14 protein-coding genes and 1 pseudogene are annotated in these 17,109 nt (G+C 64.0%); 4 read left to right on the plus strand and 11 right to left on the minus strand.

Translation table 11 applies throughout. The features are described from left to right. Positions 1 to 423, minus strand: a 423-nt coding sequence (locus ACO48X_RS07265; RefSeq protein WP_485001424.1) for a crossover junction endodeoxyribonuclease RuvC, incomplete at its 3' end; no start/stop codon positions are given. A gap of 1 nt (position 424) precedes the next feature. Continuing rightward, on the minus strand, positions 425 to 1,183 hold the full coding sequence (locus ACO48X_RS07270) for a YebC/PmpR family DNA-binding transcriptional regulator (RefSeq protein ID WP_485001436.1): 759 nt from the start codon (positions 1,181 to 1,183) through the stop codon (positions 425 to 427). 939 nt (positions 1,184 to 2,122) lie between these two features. On the opposite strand from ACO48X_RS07270, the gene ACO48X_RS07275 reads away from it, so the two are divergent. From ACO48X_RS07275 to ACO48X_RS07285, 3 genes are all read left to right on the plus strand, one after another. Continuing rightward, complete coding sequence (locus ACO48X_RS07275; protein ID WP_485001425.1) at positions 2,123 to 3,388, plus strand: alpha/beta hydrolase; 1,266 nt, start codon at positions 2,123 to 2,125, stop codon at positions 3,386 to 3,388. Positions 3,389 to 3,427: 39 nt separating this feature from the next. Further along, positions 3,428 to 4,183, plus strand: a complete 756-nt coding sequence (locus tag ACO48X_RS07280; protein ID WP_485001426.1) for a hypothetical protein — start codon at positions 3,428 to 3,430, stop codon at positions 4,181 to 4,183. A gap of 102 nt (positions 4,184 to 4,285) precedes the next feature. Continuing rightward, positions 4,286 to 4,576: a response regulator FrzS gene (locus ACO48X_RS07285; RefSeq protein ID WP_485001427.1), complete on the plus strand. Its 291-nt coding sequence runs from the start codon at positions 4,286 to 4,288 to the stop codon at positions 4,574 to 4,576. A gap of 545 nt (positions 4,577 to 5,121) precedes the next feature. Here the strand turns inward: ACO48X_RS07285 and ACO48X_RS07290 are convergent. The 9 genes and pseudogenes from ACO48X_RS07290 to thrS form a co-directional block, all read right to left on the minus strand. After that, positions 5,122 to 7,134, minus strand: a complete 2,013-nt coding sequence (locus tag ACO48X_RS07290) for a PrsW family intramembrane metalloprotease (protein WP_485001428.1) — start codon at positions 7,132 to 7,134, stop codon at positions 5,122 to 5,124. A gap of 87 nt (positions 7,135 to 7,221) precedes the next feature. Beyond that, entirely contained in the window at positions 7,222 to 7,947 is a 726-nt protein-coding gene (locus ACO48X_RS07295) for an NUDIX hydrolase (protein ID WP_485001429.1), read from the minus strand. Further along, positions 7,934 to 9,493 (minus strand): PrsW family intramembrane metalloprotease, encoded by a 1,560-nt coding sequence (locus ACO48X_RS07300; RefSeq protein ID WP_485001430.1) that lies wholly within the window; start codon positions 9,491 to 9,493, stop codon positions 7,934 to 7,936. Before ACO48X_RS07300 ends, ACO48X_RS07295 begins: the two co-directional genes overlap by 14 nt. Positions 9,494 to 9,501: 8 nt before the next feature. Then, complete coding sequence (locus ACO48X_RS07305) at positions 9,502 to 10,071, minus strand: hypothetical protein (RefSeq protein WP_485001431.1); 570 nt, start codon at positions 10,069 to 10,071, stop codon at positions 9,502 to 9,504. Continuing rightward, positions 10,068 to 11,195 carry a glycosyltransferase family 4 protein gene (locus ACO48X_RS07310; protein WP_485001432.1) on the minus strand — a complete coding sequence of 376 codons (1,128 nt, stop codon included), beginning with the start codon at positions 11,193 to 11,195 and terminating at the stop codon, positions 10,068 to 10,070. The genes ACO48X_RS07305 and ACO48X_RS07310 overlap by 4 nt, the downstream gene beginning before the upstream one ends. 19 nt (positions 11,196 to 11,214) lie before the next feature. Further along, positions 11,215 to 12,336 (minus strand): phosphatidylinositol mannoside acyltransferase, encoded by a 1,122-nt coding sequence (locus tag ACO48X_RS07315; RefSeq protein WP_485001433.1) that lies wholly within the window; start codon positions 12,334 to 12,336, stop codon positions 11,215 to 11,217. Between the two features lies 1 nt (position 12,337). Then, on the minus strand, positions 12,338 to 12,964 hold the full coding sequence (gene pgsA, locus ACO48X_RS07320; RefSeq protein ID WP_485001434.1) for a phosphatidylinositol phosphate synthase: 627 nt from the start codon (positions 12,962 to 12,964) through the stop codon (positions 12,338 to 12,340). A 76-nt stretch (positions 12,965 to 13,040) separates the two neighbouring features. After that, a pseudogene (locus ACO48X_RS07325) lies at positions 13,041 to 13,572 on the minus strand (HIT family protein); the annotation flags it as partial. Then, the gene (gene thrS, locus ACO48X_RS07330; RefSeq protein WP_485001437.1) at positions 13,569 to 15,659 is read right to left on the minus strand and encodes a threonine--tRNA ligase; all 2,091 of its coding nucleotides are present in this window, start codon (positions 15,657 to 15,659) and stop codon (positions 13,569 to 13,571) included. The pseudogene ACO48X_RS07325 and the gene thrS, both read right to left, overlap by 4 nt. 387 nt (positions 15,660 to 16,046) lie before the next feature. Between thrS and hchA the strand changes: the two genes are divergently transcribed. Then, positions 16,047 to 16,907 carry a glyoxalase III HchA gene (gene hchA, locus ACO48X_RS07335; RefSeq protein ID WP_485001435.1) on the plus strand — a complete coding sequence of 287 codons (861 nt, stop codon included), beginning with the start codon at positions 16,047 to 16,049 and terminating at the stop codon, positions 16,905 to 16,907. Positions 16,908 to 17,109 lie beyond the last annotated feature (202 nt).

Genomic DNA, 17,109 nt, shown 5'->3' on the forward strand with positions numbered 1-17,109 from the left:
GTCGGCGGGCCGCGGAAGGCTCGCAAGCCCGAGAATCCGTTGAACCATGACCTGCACCTGACGCTTGTCCGCGCGCCCGCTCCCGGTCACCGCGGCCTTGACCTCCGAAGGGGTGTGCATCCCGAGGCGCAATCCCGCCCTCGCCGCCGCAAGCATGACGATCCCCGCCACCTGCGCGGTGCCGGTGACGGACCTGACGTTGGACTGGGCGAAGACCCTTTCGACGGCGACGACGTCGGGCTTGAAGGCGTCGATGACCTCCTGGAGCCCGTCGGCGATGATGAGGAGGCGCTTGTGCGGGGCCAGTTCGGCGGGCGAGCGCACAACCCTCATGTCGACCAGGCTCACTCGCCTGGCACCCCCGGCATCGACCGTCCCCATTCCGCACCGGGTCAATCCCGGATCGACGCCGAGCACGCGCACGTCAGCCCTCGGCCTCCAGCTCGGCCATGACCGCTTCGGGGATGTCGAGGTTTGAGAAGACGTTTTGGACGTCGTCGCAGTCTTCGAGCGCATCGATGACCTTGAGCGCCTTTCGGGCCCCTTCGGCGTCGACCTCCACCTTCATGGAGGGGACGAACTGGACCTCGGCGGAGTTGTATTCGATTCCGGCGTCCTGAAGGGCCGACCGCACGGCGACGACGTCGCCGGGCTCGCAGTAGACCGAGAACGACTCGCCTTCGTCCTCGACTTCCTCGACGCCGGCCTCGAGCACCGCCGCGAGGACGTCGTCCTCGCTCACGCCCTCGGAGGGAACCTCGACGACTCCTTTGCGGGCGAACATGTAGGCCACCGAGCCGGGGTCGGCGAGCTGCCCGCCGTTGCGGGTCAGGGCGACGCGCACTTCGGACGCGGCGCGGTTGCGATTGTCCGTCAGGCATTCGATGAGGACGGCGACGCCGCCCGAGGCGTAGCCCTCGTAGGTGATCGACTCATAGTTGACCGCGTCCGCGCCGTCTCCCGAGCCTCGCTTGACCGCGCGATCGATGTTGTCCGCCGGAACCGAGTTGCGTTTGGCCTTCTGAATGGCGTCGAAGAGGGTGGGGTTGCCCGCGGGGTCGCCTCCGCCCGTGCGAGCGGCGACTTCGATGTTCTTGATCAAGCGGGCGAAGAGTTTGCCTCGCTTGGCGTCGTTGGCAGCCTTCTTGTGCTTGGTCGTGGCCCACTTCGAGTGTCCTGACACTGAGTTCTCCTCGGTTTCGTAGTTTTCCAAGGGGCATTCTACCGGCTTCAGCAAAATGCCGCGCGGGCGAAACGGCCGCTTCGCCTTCGACGCCGGTGCGCTCCGTCACCGAGGGCTTCGCGGCGGAGGCGAACTGGAGACGGGACGAGCGGTGCCGGTTTCAAGCCCAGCAGCAGCATGTGAAGGAGCCTCTGCACCTTTGCCTAGGAGGAGGACCCTTTTGCCTAGGAGGAGGACCGGGCCCGAGCTGGACAGGATCGCCGTCCACATGGCATTCACGGCATAGAAAAAGGACGGAACCCATGCCGGCCCAGGACTGGGCCGGCCTGAGACAGGGCCGACGGACGACCTGACAGCCCAATTCACCAGGAAGAGAAAGGCACCTTGCTATCAAGGCGGAAGAGAAATCAAGTTCACTGCTGACAGCGACATGAACTAAGGTTCCCCAACACTCAGGTGAATGGGAAACTCTCTCCATAGAACAAGTCGTTTACGCAGCATTAGAATGGTGACAGTTCAAATCGAAGAGGAAAGGGAGAATCATTGTCGCTCTATGATGACATTCTATCGTGGAAAAGCGATGGACTGAGGCGAACTCACGACGCGCTAATCAGGGACAGTCGCGAATACGAACTTACCCACGATGTGCTCAATCGTCTGTTTACGGAGGAATTTCTAGGTTTGTATGCGCAGGCCGAGGCGCGGGCGCGCAGGGCGCTTGTAGACGACGCCGGCGATATGCAGAAACAACTCGAACGCGCGGCACACCAGTTCCTTGCAATCGCCGAAGCGGTCGATGCGTTGGTGAAGAAAACCGGCGATTTCGTTCGTCGGATCCGCAATGGAGAATTTGGCAATTTCGGTAACGAAATTCTACATATGAGCGACGACGCGCCATCACATTCACAAATGGAGCTACCCGAAGGCAATAGAGTTATCGTGGGTGATTTTCTCGCGATCGCCAACTCGCTGAAGTTAGCGTACAAGATCCTTGAGGACCTTCAAGAGCGGGCAGAGGCGCCGAGCGCCGCGATTCTTTCCCATGGCGCAGCGAAGCCGGACCCGTCGTGGAATGTTGAGGAGGTCAATGACTGGTGGACCTCGCTGTCAGTTGAGGAGCGTCAGAAGATCGAGGTCATGCATCCCGATTGGATCGGCAACCTCGGGGGCGTGCCTTTCGACGTGCGCGACCGCGCCAACCGCCGCCGCATCAACCCCATGCTCTCCGACATTAACAAACGGATCGCACAAGCGCAGAGGAACATAGCCTACTTAGAGGAGCACGGCACCGGTATCCAAGACGGAACCAAGTTGTACATGGAGAAACAAAAGCTAAGGATCCTCCAAGAAAAGTATCGCGACCTACTGTCGGTCAAACGCAAGTTTGGGGAATCGTCGAGTCATTCGCATTCTCTAGTAAGCTTAGACGCGGAAAAAGGGGACCATCTGTGGGCGGCGGTCGGTTCGGGCGATATTGACAACGCCGACCACGTCATGGTTCACACCCCGGGAATGACGGCCACCGTCGAATCCCACCTCATGGGCAAAGGCAAAGGCTGGGGATCGGGCGTCTCCGGCGTCGACAACGTCCTCGCTGAAGGCAAAGCGCAACTAGAATCAACCGGACGCGACGAGAAAGTCGCCGGCATCACCGTCCTCAATTACGACGCTCCGCGCTGGGGCGAGATCGCAACGCCGAATCACTCGGTTGCCGGGGACCACCAGGTCGAGGTGGGCGGCAGGTCGGGGGCGGACATGCTCTACGCCGTCCAGGCCACCCACTCCGGGGATCCCCACCTGGTCGCCTCAGGCCATTCCTACGGATCGTCGGCAACCGGCTGGGCGCTCCAGCACTCGACGGTCGCAGACGACGTCGCGGTCTCCGGCTCCCCGGGAGCAACAACGATGAACAACAAGGACCTCAACATGCTTCCCGGCCACACGAATGTCGGCGACGCCCCGCGGGACGCCGTGGCTCGCCTGGGAAGATTTGGCGGTGACCCCTCCCAAAGCAGAGAATTCACCCAGTGGAGCTGCTATAAGTGGACCGCCCCGGACGGCACGGAATACAAGATGTCCGAGGGCCACTCCGAGTACATGAACAAGGGGTATACCTCCACCCACAACCAGGGAAGCATCCTCATCGGCAACGGCGTCGCTGTTCCCGACGAGGGCGCGGCTCTGTCCGATCCCTTAAAATACTAAGGAATGCCATTGACAAGCAAAAGAAAAAGAATCGTATCAATGACAACAATTTTAGGAGCAGTTATGGCCGCTTGCGGCGCCACTCCCGAACCCGGACACGGCCAGGGGGAAGAGACCTTTTCGCCCACCAGGGTCGTTCCCCTAGTCGAGGCCAGGCGCAACGCCATCCAACTCGAACTCAAAATCCAAAGCCTCCTCACCCAAGAATACGGCGTCGGGCAGTGGAACCCGCCCCAGAAGAACTCCCAGGTAACGGCGTCATCGACGGTGACCTGCCCCGACGAGTACGTCACCGAGTCCTGGGACTTTGCCACTGCCGGGCCAATCAAAGATTCCCAGTGGAGGAATGCCGTCGAACGCGTCTACACGATCCTCAAACCCCTCGGATACGACAAACCGGCTATGCGGCAAATCCGCAACGACCACATCACTGTCTTCCCCCACCCCGACACCGGCGGGCGCGTCGAGATTCGATACGACAAAGCCACGGTAATTATCGTCAACACCGGTTGCGCCAAGGGCGGAGAATGGGAAGGCTGGCCCGACGGCACCGAGGTCTTGCCCGAGCATCTGCGCACCACGGGCCGCGACCCCATCGACCTCGACCACGAAATCTGGCCGACCGCCGCGCCGCCTTCGGACACCGGACAGCCGCAGACGCCAGGTTCTCCTTACGCACCGCAAACCAACGGCAACACCCCTGCGCCGTCGCCCGGAACAGCTTCCCCCGGACAAGCCGGCCTTTCAACCGGGAAAGCCAACCTGACCTCCTCACGCTTCCCCTACATCCCATAACTCAGGCGCCCGGTCATTCAATAGCTCGGACAACTCGACAATGACAATCACCGAACCTGATGCATCTTTTGCCATCTCACTAATCATCTGAAGGAGAGAAAAATGAACGATATGTACATTGTCCCAAACGCCGTTAGGCACGCAGGAACGGAAGTCACCGAAATCGCCTCACGCATCCGTATCACGTCGAGCGAAGACGAAGTGCGTGCCTCCAACGACCAACTCGCGGGAACAAACCTGGGCGCCGCGGCAGAACGCGCCGCCAACGCGCTTGTAAAAGCACGCACCACTTTCTCCAAGCGCCTCGACAGCCACTCCGAAGCCCTCGTCCATGCTGCCAACGCTACCGAATCCCAAGATCAGAACTCCGGCAGAAGTTTTTTCAGACCCTAGGGCAGCAACGACGCAAGGTCAGTCTGAGTCCATGAACAAGGGATATACTTCCACAGAATTGTCCCTGTTTTGTGGATACGGTGGTATTAGGCCGTGAGTTTAGCTGTGGTTGTTTTCTCGTAGATTGTTGGGGGTTAGTGGCCGCCGAAGGAATGGTGTCTGCGGGTGTCGGAGCGGTCGATGCAAGGAACGTGGTTGCGTCGGGCGTTCGAGGTGGCTGTCCCAGAAGGTTTCCTCACCGCAGGGTTTCAGGTGTCAAGGTGCCGTCGGATCCTAGGCCAGTGCAGTCTCGGCCGAGGATCGCACGGCAGGCATGAATTGAGTGACTCCGTGCCTTGTGCATGCATCGACACACCTGGCGGGAGGCAAGAGGGCGATCGACAATCAGATGCCGAAGACAGCCCCGGCCAGAGGGATCGAAGAAAAAACAATCGGCGCGTTCTTCGGGCCCGCCGAGCTGGCTGAGGCGGCTCTAGGCCGGTAAAGACTCCATTTAGCCTGCCGAGGCCTCGGTCAATTTAGCCCGTACGACTCCGTTTATCAGATTAGGGCGTCCGGCCTCCGCCGGGACGGAACCGCGGCCGTCCCTGAGGCGGGGGCGCGGCGGGCGGATAGTCCGCGTCAGACTGCTGTGGAGGACGGTAGCTGCCGGAGCCAGCCTGCTGCAAGTTCTGCTGAGGATGCCCCTGGGGGCGCGGCTGGCCGTCGGGACGCTGCTGGCCGTTGTGTCCACTGCCTCCATTCTGCGACTGGCTTTGATGCGGAAACTGGCCTTGCGGCTGAGACTGGCCTTGCGGCTGAGACTGGCCTCGCCGCTGAGATTGGCCTCGCCGCTGAGATTGGCCTTGCGGCTGAGACTGGCCTCGCGGCTGAGCCTGCGGCTGGACATGACGCGGAGGCTGCGTTCGCCCCGGAGGAACCTGCGGGACGGGCGCGGGCTGATGGCGCTGCGGACGCCCAGGGGACGACGCCTGCGGACGTCCCGGAGTCGGCGCAGGACGTCCCCCCGAAGGGGACTGCGGCTGACCCGCCGGGGCCGACTGCGAACGGGCCGCGGGAACGGCTTGCGGGTGAGCCGGAGTGGCGTGCGCCGGAGCGGGAGCAGCCTGAATCGGGGCGGGAGCCGACGCCGGGGCCGCGTTGGGCTTCGACGTCGTCGAAGGAAGAAAAACGCTGCGCAATTTCAGAATGAACGACATTCTTTCGCGTTCGCGTTTGATGACGGCGAGGTCCGGGGACTTTTCGTTGTCTGCCAGGAGAGCCCTGAAGAAGCCGGCCTGAAGCAGCTCGCTCTGGTACCGCCGCATGGCCTTGCGTCCGTCTTGAGCCACTCCCCCGCTCGCCGCGAGACGCTCGCCCGCCCAGGCGACGGCCCGCGACCTCAGGCTGGACTTCATCAACATCGTCTCGTCTTCTTTGCCGATGAAACCGTCGGCGACGAGCAGGCGTATCCCGCGTTTGACGGTGGTTCGTTGGAGATTTTTGACCACGATGATCATCGCAATCGCGGAAATGTAGACCGGGATCTGGATGAGGATTCTTGTCCAGGTGTCCTCGGCGATTCGGATGATTGCAGAGAAGTTGTGGCTCGCGTGCAGCCCGGCGGCCATGGCGTATCCCGCAAGCCCAAGCGGAAGGACGAACAGCGAAGAAAGCCTCTGGGTGGCTGCAAGCCCTATGAGCAATCCGGTAATCGCCGTGCATATGGGATGGACGAAAGGCGAGGCAACCGCGCGTATGACTATGGTCTGCTCCAAAACGTCCTGAGACATGTCAATCCCGGCTTGCTTTATGACGGTGTTTTTGACGTCGGCTTTGGCGAAATAGAGGATGTTCTCGGTGAAGGCGAAACCTGCCCCGATGAGCGTTCCGTAAATCATTCCGTCAATGGGCCCGTTGATGTACTTCTTCAAGAAAATGAACATGAGGAGGATCCCGAGGCCCTTGACCCCCTCTTCGACGACGCCGGCTCCGACCGCAGTCTGCAGAATCTCAAACAGCAGGGGGCCGCCATCGCCTTTTATATTGCGTATTCCGCCGTCTTGAAGGCTGAGCTGACGGTTCTCGAGCAGCCATTTCTTCATCTCCTTGGCCCACCACTTGTTGCCCTCGAAGGCGAGGTAGACGGAGACGCCGGCGCCCCAGCCGAGAGAGAGGACGTAGAAGAGGATGGGCTCGGGCTCCCATCTGTCGATCCATCGGACCAGGGCGATGATGACAAGAAGCGGGATGAGCGCGACGATCGTAAGCTTGAGGATGCTCGTGGTGTTCTCAAACTTCTGAGAGGCCTCCTCGCCCAGAGACTGGTATTGCTCTTCGATCATGTCGTTGATGAGCTCGAACGAGACAATGATCGCCATCACGGCAAGCACGATGATGCATATTGCGAAGACGAGCGAACCCGGCGTCCATCGCCCGGGAAGGTTGAGGCGCCGAGGCTGGGCCTTTACCTGTCCGTACCCTTGCGGGTAGGCCGGGGGGCGCATGTTTCCGGAGCTCTGGGGATACAGCTGGGCGGGAATCCGCCCGCCCAGCGCGTACTGCTGATGTTGAGCCACGTCCATTCCTTTCAACGTTCCACCGTGCATCCTAATCTGGGAAGGAAAGCCCACGCGACTCTGGGGAGGTCCTGGGGGAGATGACCCCTACTCCAGCGCCCTGTCCGTGACATTTCTGACGATTCCGTCCCATTCGGGCCACCATGTCTCGATCAAGTCGGACAGCCCCGCAGGATAGAAGGTCTCGCCCTTTGCTTCGGCCTCGCGGATCTCCGCCGGGCGCCACCACCGAAACTCGTCGAGCGTCTCCCGCTCCGCGGCCGTCAGATCGTACCCGGGCCTGGCCGAACGCGCCTCTTCCCCGCTCACCGCGAGGACGAAAAACACTTCGTCTTGCCTCACGGTTCGCGCGGCAAACCGAAACTCGTCGCTGCGCAACAGCACCGGCCCGACGAGCCGCGAGGGGTCGGCGCTTACGCCGGTCTCCTCGCGCAGTTCGCGCACGGCGCCCTCGCGGGGCCCTTCCTCGCCCAAACCGCCGCCCACGGTGAACCACCATGAATGGTCGACGTCGTCGAAGTCGTGGCCGTGCACGAGAAGAACGCGCCCCTCGGGATCGAAGACGACGACGCGCGCAGCCCGCCTATGGGGAACGCCGTCGGCGTCCGGAGACCACTCGTCGAGCCAGCTGTCGCGGACCTTGCCCGACGGCTCCCCCGCGCGGCCCACGCCCTTTTCGACCCTCATCCCCCGGAGTTCCGGCGGATTGACGACGCTGTTCGCCCGATCCGTTCCAGGCGCGTCGGCACCGTCGCCCGCCCCCTCAAACGGCGGCATGTTCCCGCTTCCGCCCGTCGCTTCAGATCCCGGCATGCTGGGCCTGGCCTTTCGCCGGCGTCGTGAACACTCTGCGCAATTCGGTGATGTACTCCAAGCGCTCGGCCTCCTTGCGCCGGACCTGCTCCGTGTGCGCGGTGCGCCGCTGAACGTTGATGCTCCTCGTGTACCCGAGGTGAATGAGCTCGTTTTGGAAGGAGCGCATGGCCTTGCTTCCCGCTTCGACGGTTCTGCCCAGTTCGGCCGCGGACGCTCCCGCCCACAGGCGGGCCTTCCGGCGGTTGACGAGGCTCATGACCATGCGCACCTCGTTGGCGCTGAGCCACCCCGCCTGCGAGTATTCGACGAGGCCCCTGTGGACGTCTCGCCGCTGCATCCCCGCGACGAAGTAAATGAGGACGGCCGCGCCGATGTAGACGGGAAGCTGGAGCATCATGCGCGTTGCCGGCTCGTCGGCGAATCGTTTGATTGAGGAGTGATTGTGGAGGCCGTGCAGCAAGGCGGCCAGCGCGCAGCCGACGATCGCCATGGGGACGATCGCGACGTAGGGCTTTCGCGACGTCGTGGCCAAGCCGACGAACAGACCCGTGATGGCGGTCGCAAGCGGATGGACGAGCGGCGTGAGAATCGCCCGGGCGAAGAAAAGGGAGCCTATCGTCCACGTCTCCATGCCGGAGAGGTCCACGGAGCCGCCCACGGTCTCGGCCACCGAGGCCCTGGCGAAATAGAGGATGTTCTCGGTGAAGGCGAAGCCCATCCCAACAAGGAGGCCGTAGACGAGGCCGTCCATCGGCCCGTTGACGTACTTGTTGAGCGCGAAGAATATGACGAGCAGTCCGAGGCCTTTGGCGGACTCCTCGATGATCGCCGCGCCCACGGCTTTCGTCATAACGTCGTACTGGGCGCTGTTCGCCGCCATGCCGAGGACGCGCTGCGACCACCACCCGTTGCCGTCGAATGAGACCAGCACGGAGACCCCGGCGCCCCATCCTATGGCGATCACGTACATGACGACCGGCTCTGGCTCCCAGCGGTCGATGAACCACACGGCGGCGCCGATCACCACGGCAGGGACCAGCGCAAGGCAGATGAGAAGCGGGTACGGGACATCCTCTTCGTACTTGTGGCCGGAGCTGCGCGAAGCGTAGTCGAACAGCGCCTGGGTCTGGTCCTTGATCAGCCCGAAGGCGAGAGTGAGGGCGACGACGGTAACCCCGACCAAAATCACGCATGCCACAAGCGTCTGCCACGACCAGTTCGGGGACAGCCGCCATTTGGGAACCGGCGCGACCCGGCCCTCCGGCGGCCCCTGCCGGGCCGGGCGAGGCCGCTGCGAAGGCGGCGCCCCGGCATCGGCTTGACTCGGCGGAAATTGTACGGGCCCCTTCGTCTCATCCGGGACGGCGGCGGCCCCGCCGTCCGGCTCGACGAGTTTCCGAGGCTCGTCGTCAATCGCCTCGGACTCGGGCAAGCCGAAACCGGGGGCGGCCTCGGAGACCGGGGACGTCTCCGGTTCGTCAATCGCCTCAGACTCGGGCGAGCCGGAAACTGGAGGATCCTGTGGGATGAACTGGTCTGTCACGCAACCCCTCACTCATCGTCGATGTCCACGGTGGCGGGCGTCGGAGCCCGCCCTGCAAGGAAGAAAAGCCGAACGTAAAAGGATCTGCGAACACGCCGTATCTGATCGACGTGCGAATTGTGGAACGTTCGGGTAAGGCGCACGTCGAGGCGGGCTCGGGAAAGTTTGTCGAGAAGCGGTTTGGACTCGGCCGAGACGTCTTCTTCTTCGAGCTCGTCTACCGTGAGCCTGAGCGTTCGCGACATGGAGGATTCGATCGTCCGTCGGTCGGAGGCCGCGCCTCGGGCGACGTCGAGCGGAAGGCCGTCCAGGCCGTCGTCGACGATCGGATTGATGCCCTCGCGCAGGCAGGCGTCCGCCGCATCGGTCAAAAGGATGGATGCGGCGACGTCCAACCCGCCCTCGGCCGCGAACTCCCGGGCGTACTCCGCCCTGGCGTGGAGAGCGAGCTCGAGGGCCCTGCGAGATTTGACGACGGTCTGATGAAGCCGGTCGAGGCGGCGAGCCGCGAGCGTGAGATAGACGATGAGCAGGCCCGCCAGAACGCACGCTACGGCGAGAAGCGACGGGAGATTCAATCCTCCACCTCCATTCCGGCCGTGCGAACGGCGGTTTCGTATACCGCGTAGATCTGCGAGGCGACTGTGTGCCAGTCGTATCTTCCGGCCTCTTCCTGGGCGGAGGCTGTGACAGAGGCCCGTTTGGCCGGATCGGCTATGGCCTCGACGACCGCGGCGGCCAAGCCGTCCGGGTCCTCGTTGGCGAATTGCGATCCGAAGGCTCCGTTGCCCAAGACGGCCCTGAACGCGGGAATGTCCGAGGCGACGACGAAGCTTCCGGCGCTCATCGCCTCGACGAGGATGATTCCGAAGGACTCTCCCCCGGTGTTCGGAGCGAGATAGACGTCCACGGAGGAAAGAAGGGCCGCCTTGTCTGCGTCGGAGACGCCTCCGAGGAACTCCACGGCCTCGGCGTGCGGGCCGAAAAGCCGCCTGGCCTCGTCGATGTCTCCCCGTCCCGCGACGAAAAGGCGGACGCCTGGAAACGCCTCGCGGACGGCCGGGAAAGCTCGGGCAACCACGGGAAGCCCCTTGCGAGGCTCGTCTATTCTCCCGAGGAATCCGAGGGTCGGGCGGTCAGGCGTTCCTGTAAAGCGCCCGTCCCGCGCCGCTTCGACGAACTGGCGAGTGTAGACGCCGTTCGGTATGACGAAGGCGTCGCCCCCCAGGTATTGGACGGCCGTGCGCCGGGCCTCCTGGGAGACCGCGATCCTCGCCTGGATTTTTTCGAGCACCGGGCGCAGCACGGGCGTGAAGACTTCGAAGGCCCTCGAACGGTCCATGGCCGTGTGAAACGTCGAGACAACCGGGCACTCGGCGCTCATGAGCGCAAGCATCGACACCGAGGGAACGAAGGGCTCGTGGACATGGACGACGTCGAAGCCGCCGCCCCTCAGCCAGGCGCGCACCTCGCGGTTGACGCGCGGGCCGAAGGCGAGCCTGGCGATCGAGCCGTTGTACGGAATCGAGATGGCCGACCCCGTCGGAGTGAGATAGTCGGGAATCGGGGACTTCGCCTCGGACGGGGCGACCACTCCGACGTCGTGCCCGCGGCGGAGGAGCTCCTCGGCGAGATCCCGGATGTGGACGCCGACCCCGCCGGGGACGTCCCACGAGTAAGGGCATGCGATTCCTATTCTCACGGTCGATTCTCCACACTTCTCACAGGCGGGCCTCCGATTCGGCGACGGCGTCGCCTGCGCCCGTCGCGGCCGTCTTCTTTCCTTCCGCAAACGCCCCCGCCGACGTCGGCGCATTGTCGGCCTCCGAAGGCGGCTCATGGCCTGTCGCAAACGCCTTCGCGTCTTTCGGCTGCGCTCTGACGGCCTCGGCGGCCCGACGGCGAGTTCGGGCGAGGCGCTCGGGATCGAGATCCTCGACGAAGACCTTCTGGAGCATGTGCCAGTCCTCGAGGCGCTCGCTCACCCAGGGCTCGAATTGGGAGATCCACTCCTGGCTCATTCGAGCTATGTCGGCCGCGCGTTCGTCGCTCGGAGAGGAGGCGTCCGTGCGCGCGCAAACCGGTTCGCCGACGAGCAGGCGCATTCCCCACCGCGTGCCCGCGCGGCGGCGTCGTCCCCCGGAAATCTTCTCGTAGAAGGAGAAAACCGGATAGACGGGGACGCCGACCCTCTGCGCGAGCAGCGCGGGCCCGGCCGCCACCAGCATAGCGCAGCCGAAAAACTTGACTTCGACGCCGCTGGCCGTCAGGTCGCGGTCGGCCAGGATCGGCGCCAGGCAGGCGCCCTCGCGCATCGCTTCTTCGATCCGGTGGATCGCCCCGGCTCCGGCGGGATAGACGGACATTCCCACGGCGGTGCGGTACCCGACAAAGAAATCGTAGAGTTCCTGCGGCTCGAGCTTTTCGGCCAGGGTGTGGACGTGGACGAGGTCGATTTCAGCCCACGCCCCCGCCAGATCCCAGTTTCCCGAATGCATGAGGGCCGCGGCGGCGGCCTGTCCTTCAGCGAATTTCTCGCGCAGCCACTCGCTGTTGTCGATTCGCACTCTCGCGCGTATCTGCTCCCTGCCCATGCGCGGCAGTCTCAGCGCCTCGTAGTAGTAGCGCATATACGAACGCATGGCCCGCCTGGCCAATGCCCGGCTCTGCCGGGGCGTCATTCCCGGGCGAATCCTCGCCTGGTTCGCGCGAAGCCTGCGGACCCCCGCGCTTGGGAGCGTCCCCGCGACGGTTCCCACCGCGTCGAAAACGGCCCTGCCGAGGGCCTCCGGCAGGGCGCCCACGGCGGCGTCGGCGAAGCGGAAGAGGCGAACGGCGTCCATGTCACTCCGCCGTTTCGTGGGCCTGTCGGTAGACGACAGCCATCCTTTGGACGACCGTGACAAGGCCGGCGGCCGTCAGGTACCAGGCCGAGGCGAGAAGAATCCACTGCGGCAGCCCGAGGCCCACAAAGAGGGCGCTGAAGAGGATGATGACCAGCCTGTCCGCCCTTTCGGCGATCCCCACCGAGGCGGTCATTCCGAGGCCTTCGGCCCGCGCTCTGGCGTATGGCACAACGGATCCCGTCCCCATGGCCGCGAGCAGGCCGATCATGAGGAAGGTTCGCATCGCGCCGCTCTCTCCGTGCAGATACGCCCAGGCTAGCAGGCCGCTGAAGATCGCGACGTCGGTGACCCGATCGAGGGTCGAGTCTAAGAAGGCGCCCCATTTCGACGACGTGTTCGTCAAACGCGCGATTTGCCCGTCGATGCTGTCGAACAGGGCGAGCCCTCCCAGGCTGAGAGAGCCGACGACGAGGCGATTCGTCGGAAGCAGGGTGAGCGACAGCGCCACGCCGAGGACGGCGCCCGCGAGAGTCACCGCGTCCGCGCTCACTCCCATCTTGACAAAAAGCTTCGCGATGGGCCCGAAAACCGTCTGAACGAATGGGCGGCCCGTCCTACTGAGCACTTCCGCTCCCTTCTTCGCCCGCCGGATCTTCTCCGGCCGGGTCTGCGCGCAGCGAGCCTTCGCCCGTCGAGCCGCGGTCGATGCGCGACCAAGCCTCGGAAACAGCCTTCCTCGTGTCGGCGAGAATTGCCGGAATCGCCTTCGTCTGGGCGACTATCGGCAGAAAATTGGCGTCGCCGAGCCACCTGGGGACGATGTGCTGATGGATGTGTGCGGCAATGCCGGCGCCGGCGACGTCACCCTGGTTCATCCCCAGCTTGAAGCCGGCCGGCCGGAGAGCCTCGCCCAACGCCTCCATCGCCCGAGTAGAGCGGGACGTGGCGGTACGTGCACACCAGAATGTGGCCGGAATTGTAGGGGTAGAGATTGAGAAGGGCGAAGCACTCGCGGCCCCTGGCGACGACGAGGGCCTCCGCGTCGTCCAGAGACGGCGCGACGCAAAAGGGGCATTCTCCCGTTTTATCGGGCTTGGCGGCGCCTGAGACGTACGCCGCGCGATGCGGCGTCCACAGACGCTCGAAACCGTCCCGGATTCCGGGAAGGCCCGCCGCATCGACGAGGCTTTCCGAGGGGCCGGGGCTTTCCGAGGAAACCAGGCCGCCAGTCATCGACTCCCTCCCCCGGACGGGCCCTCGGCACAGGCCCCGCCTTCGGCCGGCTTGCCCTTCGCGCCTTCGCCCGATTTTTCCCCTCCCCCGGACTCCTCAACCAGACGCTCGCGAGCCGGGTCGTTGACCCTGAGGGCGACGACCCGGCCGATGTGGGCCACCGCCTCGTCCACGGAAACGCCGTTCTCCTGATGCCCGTCGCGGTAACGGAAGGAAACGGCCTCCGCCTCCGCGTCCTCTCCGCCGGCGATGAGGGTGAACGGGATCTTCTCCTTGGCCGCATTGCGGATTTTCTTGCCGAAACGGTCGTCGGACAGATCGACGTCGACCCTGATTCCCGCGGCTCGGAGCTTGGCCGCAACTTCTTGGCAGTAGGGGTTGAAGGCCTCCGCAACGGGGACGAGCCGCGCCTGGACCGGGGCGAGCCACGCGGGGAAGGCTCCTGCGTAGTGCTCGGTGAGGACGCCGATGAAACGTTCGACCGACCCGAGTTTCGCGGAGTGGATCATGACCGGCCTTCGCCTCGAACCGTCGGGGGCGGTGTATTCCAAATCGAAACGCTCAGGCTGGTTGAAGTCGTATTGCACCGTCGACATCTGCCATGTGCGGCCGAGCGCGTCCTTGACCTGCACCGAGACCTTTGGCCCGTAGAACGCGGCCCCGCCCGGGTCGGGAACGAGGTCGAGCCCGGTGGCCGCACAGGCTTCCTCGAGGATGCGGGTCGCAGCCGCCCAGTCTTCGTCCGAGCCGATGAATTTGTCCTTCTTCTTCCCCTCGTCGCGGGTGGAGAGCTCGAGGTAGAAGTCCGTCAGCCCGAAATCGCGCAGAATGTCCAAGAAGAAATTGAGAAGCATCTCTATTTCCCCCTTGGCCTGCTCCGGGGTGCAGTACGTATGGGAATCGTCCTGGGTGAAGCCGCGCATGCGGGTGAGCCCGTGGACCACTCCCGACTTCTCGTAGCGGTAGTCGTGGCCCATCTCGAAGAAACGCAGCGGCAGCTCGCGATACGAGCGCCCGCGGGAGCGGAAAACAAGATTGTGCATGGGGCAGTTCATGGCCTTGAGGTAGTAATCTTGGCCCGCCCTCGTCACTTCGCCGTCGGCGCCGCGCTCCTCGTCGACCTTCATGGGCGGGAACATCGTGTCCGCATAGTACGGAAGGTGGCCCGACGTGTGGAAGAGCCCGCCCTTTGAGATCTCAGGGGTGTGGACGAAGTCGAAGCCTTCCTCGAGGTGCCGCCGGATCACATGCGATTCGACGACGTGGCGCAAGATGCCGCCTTTGGGGTGGAATACGACGAGGCCCGGCCCTATTTCCTCGGGGAAGGAGAAGAGGTCGAGCTCGGCGCCCAGGCGACGGTGGTCGCGTCGTTCGGCCTCGGCGACGCGCTTTTGGTAGGCGGCGAGTTCGTCCTTCGTGGGCCACGCCGTTCCGTAGATCCGCTGGAGTCGGTCGCCCGCCTGGTCGCCCTTCCAGTACGCGGCGGAGGCCTTCGTCAGCGCAAACCCGTTCCCAATGAGACGCGTGGAAGGCAGGTGCGGGCCGCGGCACAGGTCGGTCCACACGACGGAGCCGTCGCGCGAGCAATTGTCGTACATCGTCAGTGCGGCCCCGCCGACTTCGACGGAGGCGCCCTCGGCCCCGGCGCCCTTCGTGCCGACGAGCTCGAGTTTGTAGGGCTGGCCGGCCAGTTCGGCGGCCGCGTCGGCGTCCGCGATCTCGCGGCGGCGGAAAGTCTGCCCCTCCTTGACGATCCGCTTCATCCGCTTTTCCAGGTCGCGCAGAAGCTCGGGCGTCACGGCGTCGATGTTCCCGAAATCGTAATAGAAACCGTCCGCTATAAACGGGCCGATTCCGAGGTTGGCGTCGGGAAAGATCTGCTGGACCGCCTGTGCGAGGACGTGAGCGGTCGAATGGCGGAGGATGTTCAAACCGTCGTCGCTTGAAACGTCGACGCCTTCGACGACGGCGCCCTCGGGAAGGGACGCGAGATCCGTCGCCAGGTCCTTGAGTTCGCCGTCGACCCTCAGGGCGACGACGTTCTTGCGGTCGGCGAAGAACTCAATCCCCGAACGCGGCCCTTCGATGGCCGTTGCATTTCCGTCGATTGACAGGTTGACGGGCACGTATACTCCTTAAACGTCAAAATTGAGCGCACATACCGGGCACGCAGGCTCAATACTACCCGCCGAGAGCGGACGGACGGCGTGAAGAGGGCGACGGGCGCCCAAATCGCCTGCATGAAACCGATCGGTTGAAAAGCTCTATCGCTGTCGAAGAACAGAGCGGCAATTTGCTCGAAACGACGACGGCGATGACGTAGCTTTGCTTGAGCGAGTCCATTTCGAGCCTTGCAGGGCGAGTTCATTGCGAGCCCTGCAGGGCAAGTCCATTGCGAGAGACTTCGCCTTCCATCCAACCCAAACGTCAGGCGCCATTAAGCGTCCGATTCCGCCTCAACGAAAGGTCGACGCATGTCAGTTTCAAAGGCTCCCGTCCCCGATCGGGCCGAACACAACGCATTCTTCCCCTCGGACTATTCGATCGAACAATCCGTGTCCAAGAAAACCGATTTCGACGGCGCGGCCGGAGCGCCGCGAGTTGCCTCCGGGCCCCGCAAGATTCTCACGATCGCCGTCGACGAGCGTTATCTGCCCACCGACGGCGGACTCTTCTCCACCGGAAACCACCCCGTCGAAACGCTGGTGCCGCTCATGCACCTGCGGGCGGCCGGCTACGAAATCGAGGTCGCAACCCTCTCCGGGAACATGGCAAAGTTGGAGATGTGGGCGATGCCAGCGGAAGACGAGGCGGTCAAGGCGGGCTACGAGGAGCTTCTCCCGGCGTTGCTCAAGCCCCGTCGCCTCGCGGACGTCGCCGCCGAGCTCGGCCCCGATTCAGACTACGCCGCCGTCTTCGTTCCGGGAGGTCACGGCGCCATGGGCGGCGGCATTCCCGACAGCCGAGCTGTCAGAGACGTCCTCGTCTGGGCGCTGGAAAACAAGCGGCCGGTCATCGCTCTATGCCATGGGCCCGCAGCGCTGTGCGCCGCGGTGGACGAGGGCGGCGCCTCCTATTTCGCCGGCTATTCCCTGTGCGCGTTCCCTGATTCGTTCGACGTCGGCGCCCTCGTGGAGAGCGGCTATCTGCCCGGCCGGCTCACATGGAAGCTGGGCGAGCGCCTCAGGCGGCAGGGGCTGACGATCGTCAACGAAGGCGTGAGCGGGCAGACCCATCGGGACCGCCTCCTCCTGACCGGCGACAGTCCGCTGGCCGCCAACGCCTTGGGCCGCCTTGCCGTCGAGACTCTCACCGGCAAGGCTTACGAAGTCTGAAAGGCGCGGCTGAGAAAGGTCGGCAGGTCGGCTTCGGGAAACCGTGCACGGAGGAGGTCGGCGGGTTTCGAGCGATCCGGCGGTTTCGAGCGGCCCGGCGTTTCGGCGTCGGACCGCATATGCAAAAACCCCGGATTGCTCCGGGGCCGTGGTGGGCGATACTGGGATCGAACCAGTGACCTCTTCCGTGTCAGGGAAGCGC

Source organism: Peptidiphaga sp., assembly GCF_057238965.1.

Coding starts and splice junctions, on each gene's coding strand:
- ACO48X_RS07280 (WP_485001426.1), top strand. CDS start 3,428: ATGACAACAATTTTAGGAGCAGTTATGGCCGCTTGCGGCGCCACTCCC.
- hchA (WP_485001435.1), top strand. CDS start 16,047: ATGTCAGTTTCAAAGGCTCCCGTCCCCGATCGGGCCGAACACAACGCA.
- ACO48X_RS07295 (WP_485001429.1), bottom strand. CDS start 7,947: ATGCCGGGATCTGAAGCGACGGGCGGAAGCGGGAACATGCCGCCGTTT.
- ACO48X_RS07315 (WP_485001433.1), bottom strand. CDS start 12,336: ATGGACGCCGTTCGCCTCTTCCGCTTCGCCGACGCCGCCGTGGGCGCC.
- ACO48X_RS07285 (WP_485001427.1), top strand. CDS start 4,286: ATGAACGATATGTACATTGTCCCAAACGCCGTTAGGCACGCAGGAACG.